Origin of the sequence: Pseudoalteromonas sp. BMB (assembly GCF_001709235.1) — a bacterium.
In the GTDB taxonomy this organism is placed as follows: Bacteria; Pseudomonadota; Gammaproteobacteria; order Enterobacterales; family Alteromonadaceae; genus Pseudoalteromonas; species Pseudoalteromonas maricaloris.
In genome coordinates this window covers 19,838-46,301 of record NZ_MBQA01000215.1, presented here as the reverse complement: position 1 = coordinate 46,301, position 26,464 = coordinate 19,838, and the positions used below count along the sequence as shown (strand labels likewise).

Genomic DNA, 26,464 nt, shown 5'->3' with positions numbered 1-26,464 from the left:
CTCAATACGGCAGTATTGAGCGTAGTAGTCGGTTAGCGATTAAACGCTGTAGTACATTTCGAACTCAACTGGGTGAGTTGTCATGTTTAATTTTTCAACTTCTTTCGACTTAAGTGCGATATATGCATCGATTAGGTCGTCAGTGAATACGCCACCTTGAGTTAAGAACTCACGGTCAGCATCTAGAGAAGCAAGCGCTTCATCAAGTGATGCTGCAACAGTTGGGATTTCTGCTGCTTCTTCCGCTGGTAGGTCGTATAAATCTTTATCCATTGCATCGCCAGGGTGGATCTTGTTGCGGATACCGTCAAGACCAGCCATCAACTGAGCTGCGAAAGCTAGGTATGGGTTAGCCGCAGGATCTGGGAAGCGTACTTCGATACGACGACCTTTCTCTGATGGGATCACAGGGATACGGATTGATGCTGAGCGGTTACGTGCTGAATATGCAAGCATAACTGGCGCTTCAAACCCTGGTACTAGACGCTTATAAGAGTTTGTTGCTGGGTTAGTGAATGCATTGATTGCTTTAGCATGCTTAATGATACCACCAATGTAGTAAAGTGCTTCTTCAGATAGGCCGCCGTACTTGTCGCCTGCGAAGATGTTCTTGCCGTCTTTAGCAAGTGATTGGTGACAGTGCATACCTGAACCATTATCACCAACAATTGGCTTAGGCATAAAGGTTGCCGTCTTACCATATAGGTGAGCCATGTTGTGGATAACGTACTTCATCTCTTGGATTTCGTCTGCTTTAGTCACCATAGTATTAAAGCGAGTCGCAATCTCATTTTGACCAGCAGTTGCTACTTCGTGGTGGTGTGCTTCAACAACATGGCCCATTTCTTCAAGTACCAAACAAGTTGCGCTACGCCAATCTTGTGAAGAATCAACTGGTGCTACTGGGAAGTAACCACCTTTTACGCCAGGACGGTGACCTGTGTTGCCGCCTTCGTAGTCTTTGTCTGAGTTCCAAGATGCTTCTTCAGCATCGATTTTGTACATAGAGCCAGACATGTCAGTTTTAAATTTAACATCGTCAAACAAGAAGAACTCTGGCTCTGGACCGAATAATACGGTGTCAGCGATACCAGTTGAACGCATGAACTCTTCAGCGCGCTTAGCTACTGAACGTGGGTCACGCTCATAACCTTGGTGTGTGTTTGGTTCAACTACGTCACAACGAACGATAAGCGTTGTTTCTTCTGCGAATGGGTCTAGCTTAGCGCTTTCTGCGTCAGGCATAAGTACCATGTCAGATTCGTTGATGCCTTTCCAACCAGCGATAGATGAGCCATCAAACATTTTGCCGTCTTCAAAGAAGTCTTCATCGGCTTGATGATGTGGGATCGATACGTGTTGTTCTTTACCTTTTGTATCTGTGAAACGTAAATCAACAAATTTTACGTCGTGCTCTTTAATAAAATCTAAAACCGATTGTGACATGTGTCCTCCGACTCGTTGGGTTATTTTTTGCTGCAATGTACTGCAATTGCACACAGATAAGCTTGATCTGTGCCATGTTTTTAAGCTTTTGATAAATAGTGACTTTTAACTTTCTGGAAATTTAGGAGTTAGCTTGGTGCACTAATTTGGTGCGTAAATGTTTCATTATGGTGCGCAATGTTGGTGCAAGCGATTCCCTGTGATAGCCGTTTTCGCTTAAAGTTAAGCATTGGTATAGTTTAAGAGCACAGATAAAGCAAAAGCTACTTTATTGGAGCTGTGAAGTAAAAGCCCAAAGTTACAGGGACCAAATTTGCAAACAGATGAAACCCCTCTTTTGGCGTTGAAACTCTTACATATATAGTGGCAATGACAAACCCTCTGCAAAAGCTTAAAAAGTAGTGCTGAAGCCATACTAGGTTGTTGATTTATGCGCGCACCAATCAGGATTATTGAAAAAAATGTTGGATAAACTTTCATCTGTCACATTAATAGTAGATAATACGCGACCTTTAATTCTCAATCGGGCAATCTCAACGCGCATTTTTGCGTAGATCGACTAGGATCACTGAGGGCCAACTTCACTGAGTAATAATATGAGCATCGAAAAGTTAAGAAATATCGCGATTATCGCGCACGTAGACCACGGTAAAACAACGCTTGTAGACAAGCTACTTGAGCAATCAGGTACACTACAGCAGCGCGGTGGTAATGAAGAGCGAGTGATGGACTCAAACGATCTTGAAAGAGAGCGTGGTATCACCATCCTTGCAAAAAATACCGCAATCAAGTGGAACGACTACCGTATCAATATCGTAGATACTCCGGGACACGCCGATTTCGGTGGTGAAGTAGAACGTGTTCTTTCGATGGCTGACTCAGTATTACTACTAGTTGATGCGCAAGAAGGTCCGATGCCACAAACGCGTTTCGTAACGCAAAAGGCGTTTGCTCAGGGTCTTAAGCCAATTGTTGTAATCAACAAAATCGACAAGCCGGGCGCTCGTCCTGATTGGGTAATGGATCAAGTTTTCGATCTATTTGATAACTTAGGTGCAACTGACGAACAGCTAGACTTTAAAGTGATCTACGCATCAGCAATCAACGGCTGGGCAACACTTGACCTAGATGAGCCGTCTGACAACATGGAACCAATGTTCCAAGCTATCGTAAACGAAGTTGAAGCGCCTAACGCGGATCCTGAAGGTCCGTTCCAGATGCAAATTTCTCAGCTTGATTACAACTCATATGTTGGTGTTATCGGTGTTGGCCGTGTCACACGTGGTTCAGTTAAACCTAACCAACAAGTGACTATCGTGGGTGCTGATGGTAAGACGCGTAACGGTAAAGTTGGCCAAGTACTGGGTTACTTAGGTCTTGACCGTCACGAAGTTGAGCAAGCAACGGCGGGTGATATCATCGCAATCACAGGTCTTGGTGAGCTGAAAATCTCTGACACTATCTGTTGTCAGAATAATGTTGAAGCATTACCGCCACTGTCTGTTGATGAACCAACAGTAACAATGACTTTCTCTGTAAACACGTCGCCATTCTCAGGCCAAGAAGGTAAATACGTAACTTCTCGTAATATCCTTGAGCGTCTAGAAGCTGAGCTTGTGCACAACGTTGCATTACGTGTTGAAGAAACGGATAACCCTGATAGCTTCCGTGTATCTGGTCGTGGTGAACTTCACTTAGGTATTCTTATCGAGAACATGCGTCGTGAAGGCTACGAGATTGCTGTATCTCGTCCAGAAGTAATCTTGCGCCATGTTGATGGTCAGCTAGAAGAACCATACGAAACAGTAACAATTGACTGTCAAGACGAGCACCAAGGTTCTATCATGGAACAGCTTGGTCTGCGTAAAGCAGAAATGACTGACATGTCTCCAGACGGCAAAGGCCGTGTGCGTATGGATTTCATGATGCCTGCACGTGGTCTAATTGGTTTCCAAACTGAATTTATGACGTTAACGTCTGGTTCTGGTTTGATGTACCACACGTTCTCACATTACGGTCCACACAAAGGCGGTAACATCGGTCAGCGTAAGAACGGTGTACTAATCGCTAACGCAGCAGGTAAAGCGCTAACAAACGCACTATTTAACCTACAAGAGCGTGGTCGCCTATTTATCGGTCACGGTGTTGAAGTGTACGAAGGTATGGTTATTGGTATTCACAGCCGTGATAACGACCTAACGGTAAACGCGCTTAAAGGTAAGCAGTTAACCAACGTACGTGCATCTGGTACTGATGAAGCACAAAACCTTGTGCCACCTGTTGTTATGTCTTTAGAGCAAGCACTTGAGTTCATCGATGACGACGAGCTTGTAGAAGTAACGCCTGAAAGCATCCGTATTCGTAAGAAACTATTGACTGAAAGCGAGCGTAAACGCGCTAGCCGCCAAGCTAAGTAATAGTTGACCTGGACTTGAGATAACAACTTATCTCGAAGGCAGGTTATTTAGAATACAAAAAACGCCGCAATTTTTGCGGCGTTTTTTTGTGCTCCATTTGCTAACTCTAAAATAAGCCGTACTCTTCCGTTTCTTCTGGCTCATAATTTTGTAAATGTTCAGGGCGGAAAATGGCGCTAGGGTCAATCAATACGCTGTGGCGTTTTCCCATCTTGACCAAGCCTTTCATCAATTTTTTGGTTTGCGCATCTATTTCAAAACCAATACTGGTCATTTCCTGCAGTGATTTAATATCGCTTTCATCACAGTGAACGTTATCTTCTACCTTATCGACAAGCAAACCGATATGCGGACTTTGGCCATCTTGAGTGGTAAAGACGATGATAGGTTTATGGTCGAGCATGATCTGATCACGAGCGGATTCAAATAATCGCATGAGTTTATTAAAAGTGGTGCTCTTTTCGCGAGCGAGAGTATCTATAGCCTCTTGTTTGTGTCCCTGTGCACACATCACTAATAGTTTATCTGCTAATGAATGTAGTTTTGCATGCGGTTCTTCGAAGCGTTTTAGAAGCGCTTTGAGGTCGTCATTTTCAGTTTTGAAGCCGTAATACCACTGCCCGAAAGCACATTGTTTTGGATCTTTGGCTTTAGTGAAGGGGACATCGTTAAAAATGCTTGCTTCGAGTGCGACAAGCCATTCTTTATGATCTTGCTCTCGCTGCTTGAGCATGCTGACCAATTCTTGATTGGTTTCGTAGGACGAGCGCTTGTTCAATATGATCCCTAAATCAAAAATAGGGGTCGGTACGCCCATGTAATCTTTGACACCCAAAAAGCTGGGGTTGTCATTGGGTAAATCCGTTAAATTTTCTTCGTAGCGTTCAGTTAATAGAATATCGAGGATTTGCAGTGATATTGTTTTTTTCCCGACGCGAAAGTTAATTAAATCCATGTCAGCCTCGCATATGGTCAGTATCAACTAAGCATAGAACATTATTGGAAAAAGGAGCGGTAAACTGGCAATTTCTTTTGCGCTGGCTGGAGCATAAATACCTCTCGAATAACGGAGTTATGCTCCAACTCCTGTTGTAATGCGTTTAGCAGACAATCGCTATCAATGGGCAGCTCACATTGCTGGATAGCAGTCGTCAATAAGTAGGCATTGAGATAGCCCTCAAAAACCTGTTCGTTATGGGAAAGTGTGGTATTGCGAACTGCCTCGCGAAAAGTATCACAAAGCTTGCCCTTGCAAATCGCAGGGTCGGGTACAACTTCGGTGACTAAAACTTTGGGTTTGCCTTTGAGTCTGGCAAACAGCTCATTTGAGGAAGCAAATGAAACCGTTGCGTATTGTGTTTCAAGGCCAACCTCCATCGCACGATTAATAAACTTAGACAGTGGCGTGTAAGTGCCTACCATCGCGAAGCCTTCTATTTTATGCTGCTGTGCTTGTTCAAGGGCTCGTTCAATATCATCGGTATTACGTCTAAAACGCGTTATCACAACGGGTTTTAATCCATGTTCCGCAAGCGCTCTGGTAAGGCTTTTTTCTACGGTTAGACCAAATTCATCGGCTTGAATGAGTAAACCCACCCGCTTTAGCTTTTGTTCATCGATAAAGTAGCGGATGATATCTTGTGCTTCTTTATTGTAGCTAGTGCGGAGGTTGAAGACATTAAATGTATGTGGTTCTTGAAGAAACTCAGCGCCAGTATATGGCATAAGAAAGGGAACCTTAGAGTGCTCTAAAATCGGCTTTATGGCATAAGATGTGGGGGTGCCCATTACGCCAAACAATGCATCGACCTTATTTTCGTAAACGAGCTTACGAGCATTGGTTACGGTTTTGTGTGGCTCATAGCCATCATCCAACACCTGCAACTCAATCGCAGCTGCACCGTTCGCTTTGTGCTGATTATAAAAGTTAAAGTGTAGCTCGGCACCCGCTTTCAGTTGTTGACCGATCTCTTTTGCGGGCCCTGAAAGGGCAGTAGACATGCCAATTTTCACCACAGATTGAGCGGATACTGTAAAATTCAGTACAGCAGAAGCAAAAACGAATAGTAAAAACTTAACACCGAAAATACTCATATACTTGCTGCACTGTCTCTCTTAGCGTTGTGGTGAAGGCCTTTTTACCAGATAATCCAAGCAAATTAAGTACGGCTTGGGTCGAATGTTGCTGTAATATTAGACGAATTACTAATGCTTTGGAAACTTTAGTTAAGTTTTTAAGTAATCGAGGATCGGTTGTGATCAGCTGCCATATAAAAGGACATACTTGTTGCTCAACCGGATTGCTGTTACGTAAATAGTGCAAATAATCCAGCTGCTCATTAGCTATATGTTCAAAGGGTAAGGTCGCTAATAGTGCGCTCACCACCTCAGTATCTAGTTGTTGATAGTGCGAGCGTAACTGATAGAAAAAAGCTTGTTTGAATACTCGAGTATAAGTGTTGTCTAAGTCGCCTCGGACTTTTTTGAACATCAAAAGCGCATACTCACCACTGGCCTTATCTTGCTTAAACCCCAGTTTCATTGGCTGATAGTGACGTTGTGACCAAAACGAAAGCAATGGCGCTGTAAGGCCAAAACTGGTTCCTATGTAACTGATATCTTCTGGTAATGTGGTTTCAAAGAACGCCAGTAGGCGGCGGCCAATCCCTTGCTGTTGTATATCCGGGTGCACGGCTATTCTAACGATCCTTACGCTTTTTTCGGTGACAAACCGACTATCACCAAAGCTTGTTGTTAGCTGCTGCGCCATGAGATGGCCTGCGGGTCTTCGCTTTCCCGCTAGAATATCTTCTGCGAGATCTGAAGCGAGTCCGCCTTCGATGACAGCAAGGCAAATTCCCACTAGCTTGTTGTTGCAAAATGCACCTCGTAAATGCAGATCGGGTGCATCTAACAATTGCCTTAAATCATCCACGCTGGTTTGATAATGCGCTAATACGAGCAGTGAAAAAACTTGCTCAAGTAACGAGCTATTTTCTATCAACTCACTCTGGGAAATAGCACGCATTGTGGTTGATGAAGTAAGTATGGATGATGTCGCTTTACACTCGAGTACAAACAAATCCCTGATCTGCTGCTCCAGTGGATCATTCGATGCGTAACGAATAGGAGTCGATAAGGTGAAATCAAGATAACTTGGGTAATGTGATTCTAAGTAGCGTTTAAACCGTAAGGTGTAGCCTCTACCATTACCCTCATAACCAACCAAGGTGCTGGAAAAAATGCAGCGAAAGCCAAGTTGAGCGACTTGTATTAAAAATGGAACTGGCAGGGCGGCTGCCTCATCTACCAAAATAACCGTATTGCTATCAAGTGCAGAGGCTTGTTGTAGTAACGCATCTGGTGCCACATAGCTGAGATTAGCCAGCTTCTTCGTTTTTACATCAACCTCGGTATTGAGTGCTTGAGCAAGCATGCTAAAGCAACTATGCAGAGCATGAAGGTGACGGCTACAAATAACAAATTGTTGCGTAGGATGCTTTGATGCCAAGAGGCCTAATAGCGCACTCTTTCCCCTGCCTCTGTCAGCACTTAGTAATACAGGTGTTTGCTGGTTTTCCAATGCTGTGGAGAGTTGTGTCAGTACGTTTTGTTGCTCCTCAACACCACAAACCGCTGAACTTGCAGCAAGATACGCTGAGGGCAGTTGAACCCCAAAGTGCTCACTGATATGCCAAGCTGGTTGTTGCTGCCAGAGTTGTTGCCACCTTTTTAAAAAGTAGCTACGTATGGGCGTTTGCCCCTCTGAGCACCAGCGGGTCATTGCAGGGTCTAGCCAGTGATCGAGTTCATCTAACTCGGGAAGTAACAATAGCAGTAAGCCGCCTGCCTTTACCGTGCCCGCAGCAGCTGCGATTTTATTAGGCACAATACCACTAAAGCCGTCGTAGACTAGATTGCTAAATTCTTGCCCGAGTATTTGGTGTAAATGCTCGGGCCAAATGGCATTTTCTAATGTCTTACTGCTACTTAGGATAAGGTTATCGTTTGAGTTTGCTAATAGCTGCTGACACTGCGCGTAACACCAAGCTTGACTGCCAGTGATAAGCAAGAGTTGCCGATGGTGGGCATCGGCAAGTTGAGAACGTAATAGCGGCAGATTAGAGAGCTTGAAGTCTTGCATAGGCGGTAACTAACCACTTACTACCAACATCATCAAAGCTAACTTGGATGCGTGATTGAGCTCCAGCTCCTTCATAGTTAAGCACTGTGCCTGCACCAAATTTGGCATGGAGGACACGCTGGCCTAAATTAAAGCCGCTATCTTCAAAGGTCGCGTGACTGATTGATGGGCTGAATCGACCCGAGTTAGCCGGACGAGAGATTTGCGTTTTAATCCGGATTTCTTCCATGCAGTCTTCAGGAATTTCACGTAAGAACCTTGAAGGGCTGTGATGTTTTTCTTGACCATACAAGCGGCGACTTTCTGCGTGGCTAATGTAAAGCTTATCCATGGCACGCGTCATACCGACGTAGCACAAACGGCGCTCTTCTTCCAAGCGGCCCGATTCTTCATTACTTTGTTGCGATGGGAACATGCCTTCTTCCACCCCAACCATAAAGACCAATGGGAACTCGAGACCTTTGGCCGAGTGCAGCGTCATCATTTGTACCGCGTCTTCGTGCTCGTCAGCCTGGCCTTCGCCTGCCTCCAAAGAGGTATAGGCTAAAAAGCCTTGTAATGGTGAAGTAAAATCTTCATCGATAGGCAGCTCATACTGACCACAAGCACTGATCAATTCTTCCAAGTTTTCCACTCGAGCGCGGCCTTTTTCGCCTTTTTCGGCTTGATACATTGCCATGAGGCCTGACTGTTCAATGGCTGTCTGCGCTTGTTGTGCCAGTTCAAGCTCGGCAATTTTATCGTCGATCTGCTCGACTAATTCAATAAATTTTGTCACCGCCGTAGCAGCTCTTCCAGCTAAATGCTTTTGCGCAAGCACAGCTTTGGCTGCATCCCAAAGTGAGAGTGATTCGTGACGTGCACAATCGCGAATATGACTTAATGTTTTATCACCAATACCACGGGTAGGCGTGTTTATCACACGCTCAAATGCCGCATCGTCATTACGATTACTAATAATGCGCAGGTAAGACAGGGCATCTTTAATCTCTTGGCGCTCGAAAAAGCGCATACCGCCATAAATACGGTATTTTAGCCCTTCTTGAAGTAAGGCTTCTTCTAACACCCGGGACTGTGCGTTGTTTCTGTAGAGTACGGCGCTGTCGCTGAGCGCATTGCCAGCCTGTAACCAAGATTTAATTTTGCCAACCACAAAGCGTGCTTCATCAAGTTCATTAAAAGCGGCGTAAATTGAGATCGGCTCGCCTTGGTTACCGTCGGTCCAGAGACTTTTACCCATTCGTTCGGCGTTGTTTTCAATAAGCGCATTGGATGCTTTTAGAATGGTTGCAGTAGAACGATAATTTTGTTCAAGTCGGATCGTTTCGGCGTTAAAGTCGTCCAGAAAACGTTTGATGTTTTCTATTTTTGCACCACGCCAGCCGTAAATACTCTGGTCGTCATCCCCTACGATCATGATATTGTTGTCACTACCTGCAAGCAGGCGTAGCCACAAATATTGAATGCTGTTGGTATCTTGGAACTCGTCCACTAGCATATGGCGGAAGCGTTGTTGATAGTGACGTAGCAAGGTAGGTTGTTGCTGTAATAGCTCGTAGCAGCGCAATAGGATCTCGGCAAAATCAACAAGACCGGCTCTATCACAGGCATCTTGGTATGCACTATATACATTCAACATCAGTTGTTCATTGACATCGTATGCTTGAATATCTTTGGGTCTTAATCCTTCGTCTTTACGCGCGCTGATGTACCAGCTTAATTGCTTAGGTGGCCACTTTTTCTCGTCGATATTCATGGCTTTGAGCAAACGGCGGATCATCCGTTGCTGATCATCGCTATCTAGAATTTGAAATGATTCTGGTAATTTAGCTTCACGGTGATGGGCGCGTAACATGCGGTGGGCAAGGCCGTGGAAAGTACCTATCCACATGCCACCAACAGGGCCATTGAGCGTCGCTTCAACACGAGCACGCATTTCTTTGGCTGCCTTATTGGTAAAGGTTACCGCGAAAATACTAAATGCAGAGGCGTGCTCAACTTGCATAAGCCAAGCAATACGATGAACCAGTACTCGTGTTTTACCTGACCCCGCACCTGCGAGCACTAACATGTTTTGCAGAGGCGCGGCGACTGCATCGCGCTGTTTGTCGTTGAGGCCGTCGAGTAATTCTGATACGTCCATTGCTTTGCCTATTTGCTCAAATGATGGCAAGTATACCGAGTCGTTGCCGTAAATCCCAGCATATCGCAAAGCAAACCTAACCGAGTAAAGGTAACATTATGATTTATAAAGAAACATAAACTGGTTTTTTATACAGTGTTTATATTTATTTTTGCAAAACGTCCTTCAACCGATTTTGTACCTCTGTTACCAATAAATCGGGTTGGAATTTTGATAGAAACGCATTACAACCCACTTTTTCGACCATGGCATTGTTAAAGCTGCCACTGAGTGAGGTATTGAGAATGACATAAAGGTCTTTCAGGCGACTGTCATTGCGAATTTCATAGGTGAGTCGATAACCATCCATAACTGGCATTTCTGCATCGGTGATCACCGCAAGTAATTCTTTTTGTACGTCGATACCTTCGTCGGCCCAGTGCTTTAACACATTGAGCGCTTCTTGGCCGTCAGTTGCTGGGATGATTTCTATGCCTAATTGTGCCAAGGTATCGGCAACTTGACGACGAGCGGTCGGCGAGTCATCGGCATGTAAAATTTTGCGGCCATGAAACTCGTTGATGATATCTTTATCTAGAATGTCTTGCGGGATCTCAACTTTGTATTCAACGATTTCGGCAAGAACTTTTTCTACATCGATAATTTCAACGATGTGCTCAACGCCGTCACGTTTGATTTTAGTCAGTGCGGTGAGGTAGTGATTGCGGCCAACAGACTTAGGGGTTGGCATAATATCGGACCACGTAGTATTGACGATTTGGTCAACTTTACCAACTAAGAAGGCCTGCACTGAGCGGTTGTATTCTGTGATCACTAGGTTGCAGTCTTTGTCTCGGTCGCATGGCGGCATGCATATCGCTTGTCGTAAATCGATAACCGGAATTGACTCGCCACGAATATTGGTTACGCCACATACTTTAGGGTGTGCATTGGGCATTTTATTGAGATGAGGGAGCTTAACAACTTCTTTTACCTTGAAGACGTTGAGCGCAAAAAAGTGGCGGCTATGAAGATGAAACAATAGCAACTCAAGGCGGTTTTCACCCACCAGTTGTGTGCGTTGATCTACTGAGGCCAATACGCCAGCCATGTTAACCCCTCATTACTTCTTGTAACCTTTTCTAAGACTATATCAAAGAAGTCGATATGTCGTGTTGTTTTTTGGCTAAAATCTGCAGTAAGGTAGCAGTATGTATTTGATAGGGAAGCAATATGCCTATAATTTTTAAGCGTTTAGTTGTTTTGATGCGGGCTCATGTGGATAAGGCCAGCTGGCAACTGTTATTTATGGCAACGCTCATTCATATGTCGGTGACTTGGGGGTTGTTATGGCTCAGCAATGAATCGGCATTATTGCCACTGAGCACGTTCTTTTATTACTACGTAGTGACGACTTCAACAGTTGGCTACGGAGACTTTAGTGCAACAACGGATTTTGGCCGTTTAGTCGTTGCCATTATACAGATCCCATTTGGCCTTGCGCTATTTGGTGTGTTATTGGGAAAAGCTGGACAATTTGTGACGTATTGGGTGAGAAGAGGCATGACAGGGGAAAAAGACTTTGCACATTTGCAAAACCACATCGTAATTTTTGGTTGGCATGATGTGAGAACGAAAAAAATGGTGGACTACATTTTAGGTGACAATAAACGCGAAGATAGAAAAATCGTATTGGCCGTCACCGAGGCCATGGAGCATCCGCTGTTGAGTTATCCAGAAGTCGCATTTGCGCGGTTAACCAGCTTTACTGATGACGAACAGCTAAGTCGGATTAACATCGAGCGGGCTGACAAAATCATCATTGATGGCGATGATGATAACCAGACATTTACCACCGCGCTAAAGCTTAGCCGAGTAGTAAAGCCCGAAGCACATATTAGCGCGCACTTCTTGGACGATAGCAAAGCACTGCTTTTAAGAGAGCATTGTAAAAATGTTGAATGCTCAGCATCTATGTCTGCGGAAATCTTAGTGCGAGCAATGCAAGACCCAGGTTCAAGCCGAGTACAAGAGGAATTGCTGTCGACGCTACACGGCGATACGCAATTCAGCTTAGCCTTACCTGCAGAGGTAAGTTGTTTAACCTTTGGTGATATTTTTGGTTATTTTAAACAGCATCATGATGCGACGTTGCTTGGTGTTGCGCACGATATAAATGCGCTAAATATGGATCTAAACCCACCTTTGGATTACAACATCACAGGAGGAGATATTTTGCACTATATTGCACCACAGCGAGTGCTTGCATCAGAGGTTGACTGGTCATCACTATGTTCGAAGAACTCTTCTTGATGATTGCTGTTGTGTGCGCTTACTTACTTCCTGTCGCTTTAGTTGCAGGAAGCAAGCGCAGCAAAGGGCATGAAAAAAACGGCTGGCTGATAGGAACGCTACTATTTTCTTGGGTCGCTTTGCTGCTATATATCAGCATTGTGCCTAAACACGGGCGACAAAAAGGCAAAGCAAAACGTTAGCTTTGCCCCGACATCTCTAAAATAATCTGCCACTCAAGTTCGATGATGGGCATGATGGATAATCGCCCCCCTTTTTTTAAAGCCAGCTCGGTGAGCGCAGTGTTGGCTTTTATCGCCTGCAGGGTCACCGGGCGTAGGTGCTGCTCGTATGCTAGAGTGACGCCTACCCAGCGAGGGTTATCGGTGCTTGATTTGGCATCATAATAATCACTGCTTAAGTCAAATTGGTGTGGATCTGGCTCTGCTGCTTTCACCACTTTAGCAATACCGACAACCGCAGGCACTTTACAGCTTGAGTGGTAAATAAATACTGAGTCACCCACCTTAACCTCGTCGCGCAGGAAGTTTCTTGCCTGATAATTACGAATTCCCTCCCAAAAAGTTTGCTGCTCAGGCGCGTTTTTTAAGTCATCAATGGAAAATGCATTGGGTTCTGTTTTAAACAGCCAATAAGCCATATGGGTTAGTCCAATAGTTTGAGTTATGATGTATTATACTCATTTGAGCAATATACTTGGTTTGCTACCAGTCCGAGTCTTACTTGGATTTGGTAAAAGTATTATCTCATTATAACGACTATCGCCAGTTCTACTAGACGTTCGGAGTGCAACATGAGTCAAGTGTTACAAAATCTGTTGGATTTACTCAGCCTTGAAGAAATTGAGCAAGGGATATATCGAGGTCAAAGCCAAGACCTTGGTTTTCCTCAAGTGTTTGGAGGTCAGGTGATGGGGCAGGCGTTGTCCGCAGCAAAATACACCTTACCAGAAGGGCGCTTTGTTAACTCGCTGCATTCTTACTTTTTGCGTCCTGGTGATGCGAGCAAACCCATTGTCTACGATGTCGAAAACATTCGTGATGGTCGCAGTTTTAGCACTCGTAGGATCAGTGCCATTCAATATGGTAAGCCGATATTTTACATGACTGCCTCTTTCCAAGGGGATGAGCCGGGCGTTTCTCATCAATCTTTGATGCCGGATGTGCCAGAGCCTGAAACGTTAAAGTCATCACTCCACTTTTATCAAGAACATGCGGACCTCATTCCAGAATCACTTCGAGCGAAATTTACGCAAGAAATGCCGCTGGATATGCGCCCTGTAAACTTTCAAAATCCATTTAAACCTAAAAAACAGGACCCGGTGAGAAATGTTTGGTTTAAAGCCAATGGTGAGATGCCGGACGACAGAAGGATCCACAACTATTTGCTGGCATATGCCTCAGATTTTGAATTTTTACCAACAGCACTACAACCACATGGTTTGTCGTTTATGCAGTCAAATATGCAAGTCGCGACAATTGACCATGCGATGTGGTTCCATCGTCCGTTTAGAATGGATGAATGGATTTTATATAGCGTTGATAGTCCGAGCGCGTCTAATGGCCGAGGCCTAGTACGAGGTCAATTTTTCAACCGTCAAGGTGAGTTAGTTGCGTCGACTATTCAAGAAGGCGTGATGCGTCAACGCTAATTTGTTGGAAAGTGTATGGCGCTTTTTAACAGTAATCTTGCTTGGTGCTTTGTGCAGTACTAAGCAAATTACAAACTTATAAATTCATATCCACTTGTTTTTGAAGGGGTTTTAGGTTTGTTGATGGCCGCTTCTAAAGTCGTTTGCACTACTTTTTCCGGTGCTGTATTCGGTTTGATTTTGCACTATCTTTAAAATTCTAACTAGATGTAGCGTTATTGCATTTTTCCCAAACAAAAATTAACACTAAAGTCAGCTAAATTTATCTACATTGTTATTTACAAAACGAATCGTCGCGTCACAGCAAGGCGCATATGACTCTAGGAGAATGATAATGAATAAACCGCTCGCCACTGTAATTGCATTGACGTTTGTCGGATTAACCGCGGGTTGCGCAACGGAAGCATCAAGAACGGTAGAAGCACCAAAAGTGGCCTCATATAATCAGGCTTACAATGGGCCAAAAAGTCAGTTAGCGGTTGGTAAATTGCAAAACCGTTCAGCTTTTCACAATGGTGTGTTTAGTTCTGGGCCGGACCGCTTGGGCTCTCAGGCTAAAACTATTCTGACCACCCATTTACAGCAGAGTAATCGCTTTATTGTTTTAGATAGAGAAAACATGACAGAGATTGCCCAAGAAGCTGGATTTGCTGGTACAAAACAAAGTATTAAGGGTGCTAACTTTGTGATCACGGGAGATGTTTCTGAGTTTGGCCGAAAAGAAGTAGGTGATAAACAATTATTCGGCATTTTAGGTAAAGGAAAATCGCAAATTGCTTACGCTAAGGTAAATCTGAATATCGTTGATGTGACTAGTTCAGAAGTCGTGTACTCGGTGCAAGGAGCTGGAGAATACAGCTTATCTAATCGCGAAGTGGTTGGTTTTGGTGGCACTGCAGGGTATGACTCAACGCTAAACGGCAAGGTACTTGATTTAGCTATTCGCGAGGCTGTCAATAACTTGGTTAGCGGCATCGAGAAAGGCGATTGGAAGCCTTTATAGGCAATCCCCACAGCTAATCTAAACCTCAGGTAAATTATGAAGCAAACGATATTTGTGGCGACTTTACTATTGATATTGTCTGGGTGTCAGAGTACGACACCACAATATTATTACGGTTCTTACGAACGTAACCTCTATGAGTTCTTTCGAGGTGATGGGCAGTCGCTTGAGCAGCAGATCAGTCAGTTAGAGTCAAGCATTGCGCGCGCCGAAGTAAAGCAGATAAGTCCAGCACCAGGCATGTATGCGCATCTCGGTTACTTATATTTGATGCAAGGGGATGACAGCAAAGGGTTTGCGTATTTTGAACAGGAAAAACAACTGTATCCTGAGTCCAGGCAATATATCGACTTTTTACTAAAAAATGCACAGGGAGAATAAGATGAAATGGATTAAAGCGAGCTTGGTGCTTTTGACTTTTGCCTTATTGAATGGCTGTGCGACAGCACCTAAACAGGATTATAGTGCCTTTATCCAAAGCGATCCTAAGTCGATACTGGTGTTACCGCCTATCAATAATTCCAATGAAATTGTTGCACCTTTTGGGGTTATGGCGACGGTTGTAAAGCCACTTGCAGACTCTGGCTATTATGTTTTTCCAGTATCTTTGGTCAATGAGACTTTTAAAAATAACGGCTTAACTGTGGCTCAGGATGTTCACAATGTTGCGATAGACAAGCTTTATGAAATCTTTGCTGCCGACGCTGCTTTATACATAGAGGTTCAAGATTATGGTACGTCATACGTTGTATTAGATAGTGATACTACAGTCGCACTATCGGCAAGGTTGGTTGATTTAAAAACTGGCCAAGTAATTTGGCGTGGTAAGTCAAAAGCGTCAAGTAGTGAAGACAGAGATGACCGTGATAACAGTTTGGCTGGCGCATTGATTGGCGCGGTACTAAATCAGGTGATTGAAAGCACTTCAGATAAAGGATTTGAAGTTTCACAGAAAGCATCACAGAGATTATTATCAGCGGACTCAAGCAATGGTTTGCTTTATGGCGTGCGCTCACCTAAGTATGGGCAGCCGAAGTGAGCCACTAATCCCAATAATAATTGAACTGCAATGAAAGTCGGGATGTTTCTGCATAGTCCCAACCAATCCTTACATCGGATTGAGGCGAAAGCTGGTTTGCGAGCTCAAGTTTGATATGTGCTGCGTGATGAGTGTTTTTCGAGATAGAGGTTCTGAATGCAAAAGAATTATTTAGCCTTGAAAGTAAGCCAACTTCAATACCTGGGCTGAGATAGTAATTGTTATTTATAGAAAAAGTTTCTATTGTTGCGAGAGCAAATGTGATGCTGCTAGCATTTAGCAGATGGGCGTAGCCTGCAGCAGTATTTAATCCAACAAAAGCGCAATCATTACAATAAGCCTGCTGCTTTTCATAGCCTAAGCGTAGGCGCCAAGCCCAGTTTTGGTTATCAAACCCTTTTGCATAGCTTGGATTAAAGGACTCTAAATCCAGCACGTCAAACTTGTAAATATCAATGTCGTTATCAGTTAGCGCAAGTTCTACATCCAGCATTTCTAAGTTTGAAAATTTAACTCTAGCAGTGTCTGGAGAAAGCGAATCAAAATATGTCAATCTAAAGCCAAACCTCGCGGTATACTCTGAATCGGACTGTGACTGAATGGCTAGGCTTACTTTCGACGGTTTTGTTGCTAAGTGTGGTGCTTTGTCACTTGGTGTTATAGCCAAGAGAGATTTCGCCTTACTGATGCCTGCTGGAAGCTTTATTCGTTCTTTTAGCAATACACGTTTAAACTCGCTGTTGCGTTTCTCGTCTCTTTCTAAGGTAAGTTGCAGCTGTATAAAGCTCATCAATACTTCAAGTAATATTACTTTTTGCTCAGTTGGAAGCTGTTGATACTTTTCATTATTAAAGTCTTTTTGATGGTGATAAAGATGGATTGCCAACGATCTGAGCTCAGGACTTAATTTTTCATATAGGTTGTAGAACTCACTGCTTGTTGAAGGAATATAATGAATCGCTGACACTAAAGAATTATCTTGGTGCTTAGCTTGATTCAATCTATCAAAAATAGTGACAGGGATCACCCAAGGCGGTAGGTCAGCCGTTAATGGCTTATCAAGCACAAGTTCAATAAGTTGTGCGATATGAAATGCGCAATTTTCGTCAGCAAAGTAATAATCAAATTGAGCGTTTAGTAATTCCCAAAGGTGTTTTGTAATAAGTTCGACTTCATCTGATGTTAAATTTAATTTGTACTCCCAAAGGTCACGTAGTTCATCTGCACTGTAGTTGTGGTGATGATGAAAAAAGCGCTGATCTGAAAAGCCAGCCTGATAGCCGCCAAATAATCCTTTAGTTATATAAACTAACCCATTTTCGTCCTCTGGAACGATTGCGCCATAATTGACACTCCGGTCTAACAGGATATTGTGAGCTGATTCAGAGCCGATTTTAAGTAACATATGCCCATACAGCGAGGCCGGGTTGCTCATGTATCCAGAGGCAAACACTAAGCTGATAGAATTCCAGTCACCTTCATTTTTCCATTCATCCAAAGCCACGCAAGCTGGCGCTTTTGGCAACGGAACGCCTTGGGATCTTAGCCACTTGGCTCGAGCCGGAAATTGGCACTGTGAACTAGGCTCACGTTGAAAAGCTGCAATAGTTGCATTAAGTTCGTTAGCTGGTGAAAATTGGGTGTGATCAGATAGAAAAAAAGAAGCTGATTTTATTAAACTGTGGCCATCTTTCTTTAGATGGAGAAGTTTTTGCCACGTTGTGTTTTGGGCCAGCTCGTTGGTATCAAAGCTTAATGTGGCTGTACTATAAAACAGTAAGCTGTAAGCTGAATATTTAAGAACGGTCTTCATCAAAAAAGTGAGCACAGCGCTACTAGATGTGCTCACCTATGCTATTTAGCTTGCGTTACACTGAGCTGAGTAGCTAGTCGAAACGCGAGTTTCTACGATGTTGTATAGTGCTTCAGCGTTATTCGCAGGCTGCGCTGCGTAGTCATTTCTGATAGCGGTTACAATGTCAGCTGTTGCTGCTGCGTCACAGCCACGTACTGCTAACATCGCAGATACGTATTCACCTTGACCTTCTGCAATTTCTTGCTCAAGTGTAGGGAATGTTTGCTGAATAAACATTGCAGTTTTTACTTCACGACCAGCACAAGATTCTACAGATGAAATCTTTGTAGAAACAGCGGTCGTACCAAGGTCCCAAATGATATTCGAAATTGCAGCAGCAGCACCATTATCTGGGAAGATAATTGCACCGATACCACATTCTTGCCAAGGGTTTACAGAATCAGAAGCGTGTGCAGCTAGAGGGGCAGTCATTGCACCAACGACGATTGCTGCAGCTAGAGTAGTTTTAAACATTTTACATCCTATAGTTGTTTTTATTTCGCCTAGTCTTCAAAGGCGGAACGGAATTCTATAGGTTAATTTTTAATTCCACAACAATAAACCTCTCACACTTGTAAATTTGTGTAAATGCCTCAGGCGGCTTTAGGCTACTGCTGCTATATTCAATACACTTGAATGAGTTTGGTGCTTATCATGGCAATAATTAGTGAATTTAGACCCGGTTATTTTTGTTGGATTGAATTGTGTTCAAGCGACTGGCAGTCAGCAAAACCCTTCTATAGCCAACTATTTGATTGGCAAATTCTTGACCAACCCATCGGTGAAGATTGTTATTACACCATGTTGCAAAAAGAAGTCGATGATGTCGCTGCTATGTATCAGATGACCGCTGAGCAACAACAAGAAGGTATGCCTAGTCACTGGCTTGCTTATGTAGCGGTAGACAATGTCGATGAATGTTTAAACAAAGCCAACGAACTCGGTGCTGAAGTGCTTGCAGGCCCTCATGATGTCCCAGGGGCAGGGCGGATGGTGATGTTAAAGGAGCCAGGTGGAGCGGTGTTTGCGTTATGGCAAGAGGGTGGCCATATTGGGACGCAGCGTCATCTTGAAGCGAATACTCCTTATTGGTTTGAGCTAGTGAGTAAAAACAGTGCCAAAAGTCGTGACTTTTATTCAGCATTATTTGGGTGGCAAGTCGAAGTCAAAGACATGGGAAATATGGACTACACCTTGTTCAAAGTAAATGAGCAACCCGTCGCTGGCATGTTAGAAATGACGGCTGAATGGGGTGAAGACATTCCTCCGCACTGGATGGTTTACATTGCGGTATTGGACTGCGATAGTAAAGCTGAATATGCCCAAAAGCTTGGCGGAGAAATTTGTGTACCGCCGACAGATATACCAGAAGTAGGTCGCTTTAGCGTGATAACAGATCCTCAAGGGGCGGTATTCTCTATCATAGAATCTGCCATGGATGATATTTCAACTTAATGCATTTCTAATTCAATCACTTTGCCATGGCAAGTGGCAAAGCTCTCAGAGAGCCGGTTTAGAATAGTATCGCGCTCTCCACTACTATTTAGCTGCTTGATAGACGCTGTTAATTTCGGCAGTAGGTCTTGGTGTTTACGATTGATATAGTGATAAATAGGATAACTCGCATCTCGTAGCCTACGCACATAAACTGCGGCGAGTCCTGACTGACATAGCGCACCAAGCGCAAATAAGTCATCAGCTAAAATTTGTTCTACATGACCTTTTTCAAGTGCTTGAAACGCAGAAACATCGTTAGAGACCGCGTTACAGGTCAACTTTTTACGCTGACAAACTTGCTCCGTTATTAAACTGCCTTGTATTACTACATAGTCTTGCTGGGTCGACAAAGTACAATGCTCCTTCTTGAGACAAAACACCGCCATTTGCACGGTTGCAAGTGGTTCGGGTATTTGCAGTAAGTTAGGATAGGCATTTGCAATAGCGCTAGTGCGTCCTGCTTCCGCATCATAAAACCCTTGATCTACATATTCTAATCCGCGCTCACTGGGTAACACGACAAGTGTGGGGGTGATATTCAAAGGTGCGTATATCTTTTGCATGAGTTGTGCGATTTGCTGTTGGCCAAGTTGATAAGCGACCAGCTCGCTGACATTGATTTGGTAGGCGAACGCCGCCTTGTGGATGAAGAAAAGCAAGAAGGTGCTAAGTGCGAGTTTCACAACATATCCTTACGGTTGTCAGAGTTATAACTGTAGCAAAGTTGTCAGAAAGTGAAAAAGTACATCATAAAAATGAATTCAGTCGAGATTGACCTTGAGTTTAGTAAACTCATACCAATTGTAATAGTTTGAGCATAGAAATCGTGAGGAGAAGGATATGACACTACATGTTTTGGTGACCGGTGCTAATCGTGGGATCGGATTAGAGTTTTGTAAACAATACTTATCTCTAGGCTGCAAAGTAACTGCGGTTGTTCGCAAAGCTTCGGCAGAACTAGAATCTCTAGGCGTGGATATCATTGAAGATATAGATGTTGCGACGGAAAATGGCGCGAAAAAGTTATTGGCGGCATTGGGCTCGGAGAAAATAGACATTCTTATTAATAACGCTGGAGTATTTCACAATGAAACGCTAGCGGAAATGGATTTTGAAAATATCGACCACCAATTTAACGTTAATGCGTTAGGGCCAATTCGAGTTACTCATGCACTGCTCGATAACCTCAAAGCAGGTAGTAAAGTTGCCATGATCACAAGTCGTATGGGTTCGATTGCAGATAATGGTTCTGGTGGTTACATTGGTTATAGAATGTCGAAAGCAGCACTGAACGCGGCGAGTGTGAGTATGGCTCACGAGCTGAAAAACCAAGATATCGCTGTTGGACTATTCCATCCTGGCTTTGTACAAACGCAGATGGTGGGATTTGCAGGTGATATTGGTCCAGATGTTGCGGCGGAACGTTTAATTAAGAGAATTGAACACCTAACTATCGAAAACAGTGGTGGTTTTTGGCACTCCAATGGTGACACGCTTCCTTGGTAATCAAGCTGGGCGCATCGTCGCCCCCTTTTCAGCCATCAGCCATCTAACTGTGCTAATATAAAGCAAATACTCAGATGGTAACCTTTGATGGAATTACAACAAGATACCCCATTATCACTGCCGCTTTTTTTGTTAGACGACAACATCGAGAATCGCGATATCGACTCTCCAGATGCTGAAGTATCAGTGATGTTGAGTGAGAACCTCCTTGCTCATTTGTGCCAAAACCCAAAAGAAGATGAGAATATTAGCTTGCATATTGATGACTATGCGCTCAACAACATTAGTACGACAGTGACTGAGTTGATAGGTGCGGAACATCAGTTGCAATTGCTCATTAATCGCGGGCCTATTCTTAGTGCTGTGCTGAGCACCAGTAGCGATGCATTGTTTGTCTCGCCTCCAGTAGAAATGATGCCGACTTTTGATCTAGGGTTAGACGACGAGGGCGAGTAAATGTCTAAACGTGCACTGTTTTGTGCGGTGATTGTCGCCGTGCTTTCTGGCTGTGTGGCTTTGGGGGTGTCTAAATATGATGATATGTTTGGACCGGAACAACCCCAAGCACGAATCGAACAATATCACCAAGGCGGTGCACGTTACTTACAAAGCGTGAAGCCCATTTTGGAGTCGCGTTGTGTGGTTTGTCATGGTTGTTATGACGCACCCTGCCAGCTCAAATTGTCATCTCCAGAAGGAATAGATAGGGGATTGTCGAAGGAATTAGTGTATGACGGTACACGGTTGTTAGCACAAACACCAACCCGGCTGTTGTTCGACGCCCAAACCACAACACAGTGGCGTGAGCGTGGTTTTACCCCAGTGCTGAATGAGCGCAATCAATCTGAATACAGCAATCTAGCTGGAAGTGTGCTTTATAATAGCTTGCTGTTAAAAATGTCTCATCGTTTTCCTGAGCAAGGCATCTTGGGTAAAGAGTTTGATTTCTCTTTAGATCGAACGCAGTCTTGTCCAACCATGGATGAATTCACTACCCTTGCGAAACAACAGCCTCATGCGGGTATGCCCTACGGCTTACCAGCGCTTTCACATGATGAATTCAAAACCTTGGAAGCCTGGCTGCAAAGTGGCAGTAAAATGAGCCAGATTGCAAAGCCAAGTGTTGCAGCACAAAAAGAAGTGAAAAAGTGGGAACAATTTCTTAATCAGGACTCCAATAAGCACCGCCTTGCCGCGCGTTATATTTTTGAGCATTGGTATTTAGCTCATATCTACTTCCCTCATCTGGATGATCCTGCGTTTTTCCAATTGGTACGCTCAAGCACGCCGCCTGGCCAGCCAGTCGCACTGGTGAGCTCGGTACGTCCGTTTGACGATCCTAAGATCGATAGGGTGTATTATCGATTGATGCAAGTGCGCAGTACCATTTTGTCAAAAACTCACATGCCACTGGCATTGAACGACGCCAAACTATCACGGTTACATCAGCAATTTTATGCAGCGGATTATCACGTGGATGAACTGCCAGGTTATGAGCCAGAGCTTGCAGCAAATCCATTTAAAGTATTCAAAGATATTCCTGTCAATTCTCGTTATCAATTTATGCTGGATGAGGCCGAGTTAATTGTAAAAGGCTTTATCAAAGGCCCTGTATGTCGAGGCCAAATAGCGCTTAATGTCATCAACGACCATTTTTGGGTGGCGTTTGTTGACCCTGAAAAAAATAGCAATGAAGCGGTGAACCAGCTGCTGCTTAAACATGATGAAGATTTGGTGCTACCTGCGGCTGAGCAAAGTAATGCGTTACCGCTTTCCAGTTGGGCTAAATACGCCACTAAGCAGCAGGATTACTTACGTGCCAAAACAGAGCTTGCAGATAAGATGTTCGCCGATGGGCAGCGTCTCAATATGGACTTGATTTGGCGTGGTGAGGGGGAAAATCCGAATGCAGCATTAACTATCTTCCGTCATTTTGATAGCGCAACGGTGGTTAAAGGTTTTATTGGTCAGCCTCCCAAAACAGCTTGGGTATTAGACTATGCCTTGTTCGAGCGTATTCACTACTTGCTGGTGGCGGGTTTTGACGTGTATGGCAACATTGGTCATCAGCTTATCACACGCTTATATATGGACTTCTTGAGGCTTGAAGGTGAGCAAAACTTTTTAAATCTGCTGCCACTTAGTCATCGTCAGGAAATTAAACGCTATTGGTATCGTAAGTCACACTTGAGCTTAAGTGAGTTTATCAATCGCAAATCACTAATCGGTGCGCCAACGGGGATAAAATACGAAACGGACGATCCAAAGCAAGAGCTGTATGACAAACTGCATGCTGTGCTTAAGCCGATTCTAAATAAAGATTATGACTATCAAGCCGTCGGCAAGCCACTGCAGACATTGAATAGCATGTCCGTTAGGGCGATTAATTTGCTTCCACAGGTCTCGTTTATTATTACTAAGCAAAGTGACGGTTCACATCAAGCGTTCTCGCTATTACACCATAATGCCCACTACAACATCTCCAGTTTGTTAAATGAAGAAGGGCAAAGAGCGTATACCGAAGATACAGCGACGATTGTGCCAGGTTTTATCGGAGATTACCCAGAGGCAATTTGGTATTTAGAAAGCGAGGCAGCACAAGAAGACTTCGTCTATTCATTTAGCCAAATGAATAGTGAGTCTGATTACCGAGCGCTACGAGCGCAATATGGGATCCGCAGGACTCACCCAGAGTTTTGGCGTTATAGTGATTTAATCCACGATATTGCCAAGCAAACACGTGGTGTTGAATATGGTTTATTTGACTATAACCGTTTAGAAAACCGCTAAAAATGGAGTCTTCGGACTCCATTTTTTATGTGCTTTTTCTATAGTTGACTAGCTGCTTTTACCGCGGCTAGTAGCACGCTTTCATCCAGTCTCACTTTGTAATTTGGGTTTGCGTATTGAAATTGGATCAAGCCTTTCTTATCGACTACAAATACCGCTGGCACCGGCAAGGCAACTTTATCGTTTCCCTCAAAATCAACAAAATTTACGCCCAACTTGTTGCGATAAGCAAGGGCTGTTTTATCATCTAGGAAATAGGCGAGACCTAACGCTTGGCTCATACGCATTTCGTTATCAGACAACAGTTGGTAGTGAGGGGATTCAATTGTACTTTTTGCCAGCGCCTCAGGTGAGTCTGGTGCGATTGCAATAATTTGTGCTCCCATTTTAACAAGCTGTGGTTCAATTTCTTGGATACCCGCGAGCTGTCTTGAACAGTACGGACACCAGCCACCACGATAAACCACCAGTACGGTGATATTTTCTTTATAGCGTGTCGCGAGGTCGACAGTTTTACCTGACTTATCTTTGAGTTGTAATGCAGGGGCATCAATGCCTGGAAGGAGTGGACTCACTTGCTCAGGTGCTGCGGCGATATTAGTGATTTCAGCTGCGCTGACAAAGGCTGAACAAGCCAAAGCGAGCGATAAAATAAAATGGCGCATAAAAAGTTCCTAGGGTTTCAAGTTGATATCGACTCAGAAGACCTAAGCGCTGGCGAAAATCTTTCACTTCGGTATGATATCGCTCGTAATTGATTTCCATGAAGAGAGAGCACAATGTCTGCAAACATCACTAAGCTTGTGGTTATGCTAGAAATGCAACATGCCATGAACACCAAAGTACACCAACAATGGTTTGAACAAGGGTTTGAATGGTACCGCGCAATTTGGGTTGAGTGTGCAGAAATGCTAGATCACTACGGTTGGAAATGGTGGAAAAAGCAAACGCCAGATACTGAGCAAGTGATTTTAGAGCTAGTGGATATTTTTCATTTTGGCTTGTCTTTACGTATCGATGGCGAAACGTCATTTGAGCAACTAGCGACTCAATTAGAGGCTGAATTGGCAAAGCCAACTACCGCAGAAGACTTCAAGGAAACCCTTGAATTACTTGCAAGTGCGGCTGTGACCAAACGTGAGTTTGATGCCCATGCGTTTGCGGGATGTATGCAGCAAATCGGGATGTCTATTGACGATCTATACCGTGGATATGTCGGTAAAAACACGCTTAACTTCTTCCGCCAAGATCATGGCTATAAAGATGGCTCTTACATCAAGGTATGGAATGGCCAAGAAGATAACGAACACTTAGTCGAAGTGGTGAAAAGTCTAGATACAGCGCACCCAGACTTTAAAACACACGTGTACGACGGCTTAAAAGCTCGCTACCCAGCTTAATCTATAATAGGTAGCAAGGTACGGTAATCGGAGACTGAAAGATATTCAGTGATCTCTCGCTCTGGTTGCCGACTATCAGGATTAGCAACAGCAAGTAAATGGCCAATACCAAACTCTTGCGCAGCATTTAACACGCTAATGCTATCGTCCACAAATAAAGTGCGGGACTTATCAAAGCCCAAATCACGCTCTACCTGTTGCCACAACATTTGACTTTCCTTACTTACGCCATATTCATGGGTTGAAACCAATTTGTCGAGATACTTATCGAATTGGGTACGCTCAATTTTCAAACTTAGACTGTTTGGGTGAGCGTTGGTCAACAAGATAAGCTGTTTTCCACTCTCTCTTAAGGCCTCTAAAAACGCTGGTACATCCTCACGAATTGAGATCAAGTGTTGTACTTCACGTTTAAGCTCCATAATAGGGAGCTGTAGTTGCTCCTGCCAATAATCTAGGCAATACCATTCTATCTGGCCCATTACCGCGTCATAACGGGCGAGGATGTCGGCCCTTGCAGCCTCAAGGGTTAAGCCTTGACGTTTTGCATGTGCCTTAGGCACGACGTCGAGAAAAAAGTGATTATCAAAATGGAGGTCGAGTAATGTGCCATCCATATCTAACAAAACGGTATCGATATTTGACCAATTTAGCATAGGCATTTAACTTCAAAGGCTTTATGATTAGGTTATTCGCCATGATAGCAAATAATGATCTATGTCACATAAAAAGCATCCCACACCACCAGAAATTTTAGCTTGCGACGTCGTGGCTAAAAGCAAATTGTTCACGGTAGAAGCACTTTCGTTATCTTTTTCGAATGGCGAGCAACGAGAATACGAAAGAGTCCGTGGCGGTGGCCGTGGCGCAGTAATGATCGTGCCCATAACTGCTGATAATGAGCTATTATTAGTGAGAGAATACTGTGCAGGAACACATGACTATCAACTCGGTTTTCCCAAAGGGCTAATTGACCCTGGCGAAACCCCGGTGGAAGCGGGTAACCGAGAGCTAAAAGAAGAAGTGGGTTTTGGTGCAAATGCTTTCTCTGAACTCAAAGTAGTGTCACTGGCACCGAGTTACTTTAATGCCAAAATGCATATTTTGGTCGCTAGTGAACTTTACCCTGAACAGCTTGAAGGTGATGAACCAGAGCCACTGGTAGTAGTGAAGTGGCCGCTAGATAAATTATATGATCTGTTACATCAAGAGGACTTTACCGAAGCAAGAAGTGTCGCGGCACTACTGTTATTAAAAGCACATTTGAATCTGGAGGCGTAA

General features: G+C 43.9%; 25 protein-coding genes. 13 read left to right on the top strand and 12 right to left on the bottom strand.

What is annotated here, in order from left to right; all coding sequences use genetic code 11:
• Positions 1-39 precede the first annotated feature (39 nt).
• Positions 40-1,446: a glutamate--ammonia ligase gene (glnA, locus tag BB427_RS22760; protein ID WP_069023462.1), complete on the bottom strand. Its 1,407-nt coding sequence runs from the start codon at positions 1,444-1,446 to the stop codon at positions 40-42.
• Between the two features lie 596 nt (positions 1,447-2,042).
• On the opposite strand from glnA, the gene typA reads away from it, so the two are divergent.
• A complete protein-coding gene (gene typA / locus BB427_RS22755; protein WP_069023460.1) occupies positions 2,043-3,863 on the top strand; it encodes a translational GTPase TypA in 1,821 nt (606 codons plus the stop codon).
• Between the two features lie 106 nt (positions 3,864-3,969).
• On the opposite strand, the gene BB427_RS22750 is transcribed toward typA, so the two are convergent.
• The 5 genes from BB427_RS22750 to BB427_RS22730 all read right to left on the bottom strand — a co-directional run bounded on the left by BB427_RS22750 (position 3,970) and on the right by BB427_RS22730 (position 11,240).
• The gene (locus tag BB427_RS22750; protein ID WP_039494743.1) at positions 3,970-4,818 is read right to left on the bottom strand and encodes a CZB domain-containing protein; all 849 of its coding nucleotides are present in this window, start codon (positions 4,816-4,818) and stop codon (positions 3,970-3,972) included.
• 41 nt (positions 4,819-4,859) lie between these two features.
• Positions 4,860-5,864, bottom strand: a complete 1,005-nt coding sequence (locus BB427_RS22745; protein ID WP_254663690.1) for an ABC transporter substrate-binding protein — start codon at positions 5,862-5,864, stop codon at positions 4,860-4,862.
• Between the two features lie 73 nt (positions 5,865-5,937).
• The gene (locus tag BB427_RS22740) at positions 5,938-8,007 is read right to left on the bottom strand and encodes a GNAT family N-acetyltransferase (RefSeq protein ID WP_069023456.1); all 2,070 of its coding nucleotides are present in this window, start codon (positions 8,005-8,007) and stop codon (positions 5,938-5,940) included.
• A complete protein-coding gene (gene uvrD / locus BB427_RS22735) occupies positions 7,985-10,150 on the bottom strand; it encodes a DNA helicase II (RefSeq protein ID WP_069023454.1) in 2,166 nt (721 codons plus the stop codon). The genes BB427_RS22740 and uvrD overlap by 23 nt, the downstream gene beginning before the upstream one ends.
• 145 nt (positions 10,151-10,295) lie before the next feature.
• The gene (locus BB427_RS22730; protein ID WP_010374479.1) at positions 10,296-11,240 is read right to left on the bottom strand and encodes a chemotaxis protein CheV; all 945 of its coding nucleotides are present in this window, start codon (positions 11,238-11,240) and stop codon (positions 10,296-10,298) included.
• A gap of 122 nt (positions 11,241-11,362) precedes the next feature.
• Between BB427_RS22730 and BB427_RS22725 the strand changes: the two genes are divergently transcribed.
• A complete protein-coding gene (locus BB427_RS22725) occupies positions 11,363-12,442 on the top strand; it encodes a potassium channel family protein (RefSeq protein WP_017219340.1) in 1,080 nt (359 codons plus the stop codon).
• A complete protein-coding gene (locus BB427_RS22720; RefSeq protein WP_010374482.1) occupies positions 12,442-12,624 on the top strand; it encodes a hypothetical protein in 183 nt (60 codons plus the stop codon). The genes BB427_RS22725 and BB427_RS22720 overlap by 1 nt, the downstream gene beginning before the upstream one ends.
• On the opposite strand, the gene BB427_RS22715 is transcribed toward BB427_RS22720, so the two are convergent.
• The gene (locus BB427_RS22715) at positions 12,621-13,082 is read right to left on the bottom strand and encodes an EVE domain-containing protein (RefSeq protein ID WP_069023452.1); all 462 of its coding nucleotides are present in this window, start codon (positions 13,080-13,082) and stop codon (positions 12,621-12,623) included. The two genes, BB427_RS22720 and BB427_RS22715, sit on opposite strands and share 4 nt — an antisense overlap.
• 153 nt (positions 13,083-13,235) lie before the next feature.
• Here BB427_RS22715 and tesB point away from each other — a divergent pair, with 153 nt between their 5' ends.
• From tesB to BB427_RS22695, 4 genes are all read left to right on the top strand, one after another.
• Positions 13,236-14,093 carry an acyl-CoA thioesterase II gene (tesB, locus tag BB427_RS22710; RefSeq protein ID WP_010374484.1) on the top strand — a complete coding sequence of 286 codons (858 nt, stop codon included), beginning with the start codon at positions 13,236-13,238 and terminating at the stop codon, positions 14,091-14,093.
• A 334-nt stretch (positions 14,094-14,427) separates the two neighbouring features.
• Positions 14,428-15,096 carry a CsgG/HfaB family protein gene (locus BB427_RS22705; RefSeq protein WP_069023450.1) on the top strand — a complete coding sequence of 223 codons (669 nt, stop codon included), beginning with the start codon at positions 14,428-14,430 and terminating at the stop codon, positions 15,094-15,096.
• A gap of 36 nt (positions 15,097-15,132) precedes the next feature.
• Positions 15,133-15,477 carry a DUF4810 domain-containing protein gene (locus BB427_RS22700; protein WP_017219344.1) on the top strand — a complete coding sequence of 115 codons (345 nt, stop codon included), beginning with the start codon at positions 15,133-15,135 and terminating at the stop codon, positions 15,475-15,477.
• A 1-nt stretch (position 15,478) separates the two neighbouring features.
• A complete protein-coding gene (locus tag BB427_RS22695) occupies positions 15,479-16,135 on the top strand; it encodes a DUF799 domain-containing protein (protein WP_069023448.1) in 657 nt (218 codons plus the stop codon).
• A gap of 4 nt (positions 16,136-16,139) precedes the next feature.
• On the opposite strand, the gene BB427_RS22690 is transcribed toward BB427_RS22695, so the two are convergent.
• Positions 16,140-17,984: an Lnb N-terminal periplasmic domain-containing protein gene (locus BB427_RS22690; protein WP_240701578.1), complete on the bottom strand. Its 1,845-nt coding sequence runs from the start codon at positions 17,982-17,984 to the stop codon at positions 16,140-16,142.
• A gap of 9 nt (positions 17,985-17,993) precedes the next feature.
• Positions 17,994-18,464 carry a DUF3015 family protein gene (locus BB427_RS22685; RefSeq protein ID WP_069023445.1) on the bottom strand — a complete coding sequence of 157 codons (471 nt, stop codon included), beginning with the start codon at positions 18,462-18,464 and terminating at the stop codon, positions 17,994-17,996.
• A 180-nt stretch (positions 18,465-18,644) separates the two neighbouring features.
• On the opposite strand from BB427_RS22685, the gene BB427_RS22680 reads away from it, so the two are divergent.
• On the top strand, positions 18,645-19,445 hold the full coding sequence (locus BB427_RS22680) for a VOC family protein (RefSeq protein ID WP_069023443.1): 801 nt from the start codon (positions 18,645-18,647) through the stop codon (positions 19,443-19,445).
• Here BB427_RS22680 and BB427_RS22675 read toward each other — a convergent pair.
• On the bottom strand, positions 19,442-20,170 hold the full coding sequence (locus BB427_RS22675) for a transporter substrate-binding domain-containing protein (protein ID WP_069023441.1): 729 nt from the start codon (positions 20,168-20,170) through the stop codon (positions 19,442-19,444). The genes BB427_RS22680 and BB427_RS22675 overlap by 4 nt on opposite strands.
• 157 nt (positions 20,171-20,327) lie before the next feature.
• On the opposite strand from BB427_RS22675, the gene BB427_RS22670 reads away from it, so the two are divergent.
• The 3 genes from BB427_RS22670 (at position 20,328) to BB427_RS22660 (ending at position 23,783) form a co-directional block, all read left to right on the top strand.
• Positions 20,328-20,993, top strand: coding sequence for an SDR family oxidoreductase (locus tag BB427_RS22670; RefSeq protein WP_010607904.1), 666 nt, complete (start codon positions 20,328-20,330; stop codon positions 20,991-20,993).
• A gap of 87 nt (positions 20,994-21,080) precedes the next feature.
• Entirely contained in the window at positions 21,081-21,449 is a 369-nt protein-coding gene (locus BB427_RS22665) for a hypothetical protein (RefSeq protein WP_069023440.1), read from the top strand.
• A complete protein-coding gene (locus tag BB427_RS22660; RefSeq protein WP_069023438.1) occupies positions 21,450-23,783 on the top strand; it encodes a fatty acid cis/trans isomerase in 2,334 nt (777 codons plus the stop codon).
• 38 nt (positions 23,784-23,821) lie between these two features.
• Here BB427_RS22660 and BB427_RS22655 read toward each other — a convergent pair whose 3' ends face one another.
• Positions 23,822-24,448 carry a peroxiredoxin-like family protein gene (locus tag BB427_RS22655; RefSeq protein WP_069023437.1) on the bottom strand — a complete coding sequence of 209 codons (627 nt, stop codon included), beginning with the start codon at positions 24,446-24,448 and terminating at the stop codon, positions 23,822-23,824.
• Positions 24,449-24,562: 114 nt separating this feature from the next.
• On the opposite strand from BB427_RS22655, the gene BB427_RS22650 reads away from it, so the two are divergent.
• Positions 24,563-25,183 carry a dUTP diphosphatase gene (locus BB427_RS22650; RefSeq protein ID WP_017219351.1) on the top strand — a complete coding sequence of 207 codons (621 nt, stop codon included), beginning with the start codon at positions 24,563-24,565 and terminating at the stop codon, positions 25,181-25,183.
• Here BB427_RS22650 and yrfG read toward each other — a convergent pair.
• Positions 25,180-25,839, bottom strand: a complete 660-nt coding sequence (yrfG, locus tag BB427_RS22645) for a GMP/IMP nucleotidase (RefSeq protein WP_045989426.1) — start codon at positions 25,837-25,839, stop codon at positions 25,180-25,182. The genes BB427_RS22650 and yrfG overlap by 4 nt on opposite strands.
• 61 nt (positions 25,840-25,900) lie before the next feature.
• Here yrfG and nudE point away from each other — a divergent pair, with 61 nt between their 5' ends.
• On the top strand, positions 25,901-26,464 hold the full coding sequence (gene nudE / locus BB427_RS22640; protein ID WP_017219353.1) for an ADP compounds hydrolase NudE: 564 nt from the start codon (positions 25,901-25,903) through the stop codon (positions 26,462-26,464).

Excerpts from the sequence above, each read along its gene's own strand:
- typA (WP_069023460.1), top strand. The coding sequence starts at position 2,043 with ATGAGCATCGAAAAGTTAAGAAATATCGCGATTATCGCGCACGTAGAC.
- BB427_RS22665 (WP_069023440.1), top strand. The coding sequence starts at position 21,081 with ATGGAATTACAACAAGATACCCCATTATCACTGCCGCTTTTTTTGTTA.
- BB427_RS22650 (WP_017219351.1), top strand. The coding sequence starts at position 24,563 with ATGTCTGCAAACATCACTAAGCTTGTGGTTATGCTAGAAATGCAACAT.
- BB427_RS22705 (WP_069023450.1), top strand. The coding sequence starts at position 14,428 with ATGAATAAACCGCTCGCCACTGTAATTGCATTGACGTTTGTCGGATTA.
- uvrD (WP_069023454.1), bottom strand. The coding sequence starts at position 10,150 with ATGGACGTATCAGAATTACTCGACGGCCTCAACGACAAACAGCGCGAT.
- BB427_RS22670 (WP_010607904.1), top strand. The coding sequence starts at position 20,328 with ATGACACTACATGTTTTGGTGACCGGTGCTAATCGTGGGATCGGATTA.
- yrfG (WP_045989426.1), bottom strand. The coding sequence starts at position 25,839 with ATGCTAAATTGGTCAAATATCGATACCGTTTTGTTAGATATGGATGGC.
- BB427_RS22680 (WP_069023443.1), top strand. The coding sequence starts at position 18,645 with ATGGCAATAATTAGTGAATTTAGACCCGGTTATTTTTGTTGGATTGAA.
- tesB (WP_010374484.1), top strand. The coding sequence starts at position 13,236 with ATGAGTCAAGTGTTACAAAATCTGTTGGATTTACTCAGCCTTGAAGAA.
- glnA (WP_069023462.1), bottom strand. The coding sequence starts at position 1,446 with ATGTCACAATCGGTTTTAGATTTTATTAAAGAGCACGACGTAAAATTT.
- BB427_RS22715 (WP_069023452.1), bottom strand. The coding sequence starts at position 13,082 with ATGGCTTATTGGCTGTTTAAAACAGAACCCAATGCATTTTCCATTGAT.
- BB427_RS22730 (WP_010374479.1), bottom strand. The coding sequence starts at position 11,240 with ATGGCTGGCGTATTGGCCTCAGTAGATCAACGCACACAACTGGTGGGT.
- BB427_RS22725 (WP_017219340.1), top strand. The coding sequence starts at position 11,363 with ATGCCTATAATTTTTAAGCGTTTAGTTGTTTTGATGCGGGCTCATGTG.
- BB427_RS22660 (WP_069023438.1), top strand. The coding sequence starts at position 21,450 with ATGTCTAAACGTGCACTGTTTTGTGCGGTGATTGTCGCCGTGCTTTCT.
- BB427_RS22750 (WP_039494743.1), bottom strand. The coding sequence starts at position 4,818 with ATGGATTTAATTAACTTTCGCGTCGGGAAAAAAACAATATCACTGCAA.
- BB427_RS22720 (WP_010374482.1), top strand. The coding sequence starts at position 12,442 with ATGATTGCTGTTGTGTGCGCTTACTTACTTCCTGTCGCTTTAGTTGCA.
- BB427_RS22745 (WP_254663690.1), bottom strand. The coding sequence starts at position 5,864 with ATGTCTACTGCCCTTTCAGGGCCCGCAAAAGAGATCGGTCAACAACTG.
- BB427_RS22655 (WP_069023437.1), bottom strand. The coding sequence starts at position 24,448 with ATGCGCCATTTTATTTTATCGCTCGCTTTGGCTTGTTCAGCCTTTGTC.
- BB427_RS22685 (WP_069023445.1), bottom strand. The coding sequence starts at position 18,464 with ATGTTTAAAACTACTCTAGCTGCAGCAATCGTCGTTGGTGCAATGACT.
- BB427_RS22695 (WP_069023448.1), top strand. The coding sequence starts at position 15,479 with ATGAAATGGATTAAAGCGAGCTTGGTGCTTTTGACTTTTGCCTTATTG.
- BB427_RS22700 (WP_017219344.1), top strand. The coding sequence starts at position 15,133 with ATGAAGCAAACGATATTTGTGGCGACTTTACTATTGATATTGTCTGGG.
- BB427_RS22740 (WP_069023456.1), bottom strand. The coding sequence starts at position 8,007 with ATGCAAGACTTCAAGCTCTCTAATCTGCCGCTATTACGTTCTCAACTT.
- nudE (WP_017219353.1), top strand. The coding sequence starts at position 25,901 with ATGTCACATAAAAAGCATCCCACACCACCAGAAATTTTAGCTTGCGAC.